General features: G+C 61.3%; 4 protein-coding genes. All 4 read left to right on the forward strand.

What is annotated here, in order from left to right; genetic code table 11:
• Positions 1–98 precede the first annotated feature (98 nt).
• Positions 99–515, forward strand: coding sequence for a 30S ribosomal protein S12 (gene rpsL, locus H5T60_13045; protein ID MBC7243356.1), 417 nt, complete (start codon positions 99–101; stop codon positions 513–515).
• A gap of 60 nt (positions 516–575) precedes the next feature.
• Positions 576–1,046 (forward strand): 30S ribosomal protein S7, encoded by a 471-nt coding sequence (gene rpsG / locus H5T60_13050; protein ID MBC7243357.1) that lies wholly within the window; start codon positions 576–578, stop codon positions 1,044–1,046.
• A gap of 70 nt (positions 1,047–1,116) precedes the next feature.
• On the forward strand, positions 1,117–3,192 hold the full coding sequence (gene fusA, locus H5T60_13055) for an elongation factor G (GenBank protein ID MBC7243358.1): 2,076 nt from the start codon (positions 1,117–1,119) through the stop codon (positions 3,190–3,192).
• A gap of 138 nt (positions 3,193–3,330) precedes the next feature.
• A partial coding sequence (locus H5T60_13060) for a hypothetical protein (GenBank protein MBC7243359.1) occupies positions 3,331–3,440 on the forward strand: 110 nt, incomplete at its 3' end.

A 3,440-nucleotide genomic window follows, 5' to 3' on the forward strand; every position in this document is an offset into this window, starting at 1 on the left:
GCGAGTAGTGCAAGGCCCTCAAGAACGTCTCTCTGAGGGCCTTGCCGATGCAATACAGGGGAAAGCAGTAGTTCAACACCTAGAAAAGGAGTAGGACCTTGCCGACCATCAATCAACTCGTGCGGAAAGGGCGGAAGCCGTTGCGCAAGAAGGAAAAGGCGCCGGCACTGCAGTTCTCGTACAACGCCTTGAAGGGCAAATTGATGCGCCTGCCGAAGGGCAACCCTCAGAAGCGCGGTGTGTGCACCCAGGTGCGCACCATGACGCCGAAGAAGCCCAACTCGGCACTGCGCAAGATTGCCCGCGTGCGGTTGACGAACGGTATTGAGGTGACGGCGTACATCCCGGGCATCGGCCACAACCTGCAGGAACACTCGGTAGTGCTGGTGCGCGGTGGCCGCGTCAAGGACCTGCCTGGTGTGCGCTATCATATCGTGCGCGGTGCCCTGGATGCCGCCGGCGTCGAGAACCGCCGGCGCGGCCGCTCCAAGTACGGCGCCAAACGCCCTAAGTAATCATCGTCAAAATCTGACGAGCTAACATTGTACTTCGGACGGAACGGTTAGGAGTGGGAAATGCCAAGACGCAATCGTCCTGAGCGACGTGAGATTCCGCCTGACGTCAAATACAACAGCGTCATGGTTGCCAAGTTCATCAACAGGGTCATGCAGCGCGGCAAGAAAAGTCTGGCGGAACGCATTGTCTACCAGGCCATGGATATCATCGCCCAGCGCACCGGCAAGCCGGCGCTGGAAGTGTTCGAGCGCGCCGTGCGCGAGGTGATGCCCGTGGTCGAAGTGCGGCCCCGGCGCGTCGGCGGCGCCACCTACCAGGTGCCAGTCGAGGTCGAGCCGCATCGCAGTATGGCTCTGGCTATGCGCTGGATCATTCAGTCTGCACGAAAGCGGCCGGGCAAGACGATGGCCGAGAAGCTTGCCAACGAGTTACTCGATGCCTATAACGGCACGGGTGCGTCCATTAAAAAGAAAGAAGATACGCACAAGATGGCAGAGGCCAACCGCGCCTTTGCTCACTACCGCTGGTAGCTCGTAGCTAGCTCTTCGGTTGTCGTGTCGGCCGCGTCGTCGTTGAGGACTTTGTCGATGGGAGCTGACTATGCCGCGCGACGTACCTCTGGATCGAGTGCGCAATATCGGGGTCATTGCGCACATCGATGCGGGCAAGACCACGACAACCGAATTGATGCTGTACTACACCGGACGGACCCATCGCATCGGCTACGTTGACGAAGGGACCACCGTCACGGATTGGATGGAGCAGGAGCGCGAGCGGGGGATTACCATCACCGCCGCGACCATCACCTGCTTCTGGCGTGGGCATCAGATTAACATCATTGATACCCCTGGCCATATTGATTTCACCGCCGAAGTCCAGCGCTGTCTTCGGGTGCTGGACGGGGGTGTCGTGATCTTCGATGCTGTCAACGGCGTCGAACCGCAGTCAGAGACGGTTTGGCGCCAAGCAGACCGGTACTCGGTACCGCGCATCTGCTTCGTTAACAAAATGGACCGGGTGGGGGCCAACTATCGGCGCACGATCGACATGATCAAAGATCGGCTCGGCGCTCGACCTGTTGCGCTGCAGGTTCCCATCGGCGTAGAAGATAGTTTCTCGGGGGTAGTCGATCTCATCACGAACAAGGCGCTGGTCTATCGTGATGAGATGGGCTCGGAATACGAGATCCTCGACGTGCCGGCCGACCTGGAAGAGGAGGTCGCCCAGGCACGCGAGGAACTGTTGGAAGCCGTGGCCGAGTTCGACGATGAGCTGATGGAAAAGTATCTCGAAAATCAGCCCATCACCCCCGAGGAAGTCCGCCGAGCGTTGCGAAAGGCCACGCTGTTGTACGCCCTTGTGCCGGTGCTGTGCGGCGCGGCCCTTCGCAATAAGGGCGTCCAGCCTCTGCTGGATGCCATCGTGGATTACCTGCCTTCGCCTCTGGATATCCCCCCTATACAGGGCTTCAACCCGCAGACCAATCAGGTCGAGACCCGAACACCCGATGAGAACGGCCCCGTCGCCGGCCTGGCCTTCAAGATCGTCAGCGATCCCTATGTGGGCCGGCTGTGCTACGTGCGGCTCTATTCGGGTACCCTGCGCCCCGGCATGGCCGTGCAGAACACCACCCGAGGGCGCAAGGAGCGCATCGGCCGCATCGTACGCATGTTCGCCAACCGGCGCGAGGACCTGGATGAGCTTTTGGCCGGCGATATCGCCGGCATCGTCGGGTTCAAAGAAACCTTTACCGGCGACACCATCTGCTCCGCCGATGCGCCCATCGTCCTGGAATCCATCCGCTTCCCGGAGCCGGTCATCTCGGTGGCCATCGAACCCAAGACCCAGGCGGACCAGGACAAGCTGGCCGAGGCCCTGCAGAGGCTCGCCGAGGAAGACCCGACGTTCCAGGTACGTGTGGATGACAGCACCGGCCAGACGCTCATCTCCGGGATGGGTGAGCTGCACCTGGAGGTGCTGATTGACCGCATGATGCGGGAGTTCCACGTGGGTGTGCATGTGGGCCGCCGGCAGGTGGCGTATCGCGAGACCCTCACCCGCACAGTGACGCAGGAAGGGGTCTTCCAGCGGCACACGGGCACCAAGGAGCAGTACGCCCGGGTAGTGCTGGAGGTGGGGCCGGCAGAACGCGGCCAGGGCAACATCTTCGAGAGCCGGCTGAAGCCGGAGCAACTGCCGCCGCAGTATGTGGAAGCGGTGAAGGCCGGCGCCATGGAATCGCTGGAAAGCGGCGCCTTGGCCGGCTATCCCATGGTGGATGTACGGGTCGTGCTGGTGGATGCCACCTTCGTCCCCGAATCTGCCACGGAACCGGCCTTCAAGGTGGCGGCGAGCAACGCCATGCGCGAGGCGCTGGAGCATGCCGGCCCGGTGCTCCTGGAGCCTGTCATGAAGGTCGAGGTGGTGGTGCCGGAGAGCTTCACCGGGGACGTGATCGGCGACCTGGCTGCTCGCCGCGGGGACATTCAGGCCATGTCGCCCCGGGCCGGCGATGCCCAGGCCATTGATGCCTTCGTCCCGCTGGCAGAGATGTTCGGCTACGCGACAGACCTGCGCTCGCTGACCCAGGGACGGGGCAACTTTACCATGGAGTTCGACCATTACGCCCCGGTCCCCCAGGAGATCCTGGAGCGGCTGTTGCTGGGGGGCATATAAGGGAAAGCGAGGGGGTAAAAATTTGCGATTCCGCCCCAGCGCGATATAATGATAGAGTTTGCGCCCCTCGGTCGGGGTTCATCATCTCAATCGTTATCGCACCATGTTGCATTCTAACACGGAGAAGGAGAGCGTACAATGGCCAAGCCGAAATTTGAGCGGACCAAGCCGCATGTGAATGTGGGGACGATTGGTCATATTGATCATGGCAAGACGACGCTGACGGCGGCGATCACGAAGGTCTTATC

This window comes from Anaerolineae bacterium (genome assembly GCA_014360855.1).
Lineage (GTDB): Bacteria > Chloroflexota > Anaerolineae > JACIWP01 > JACIWP01 > JACIWP01.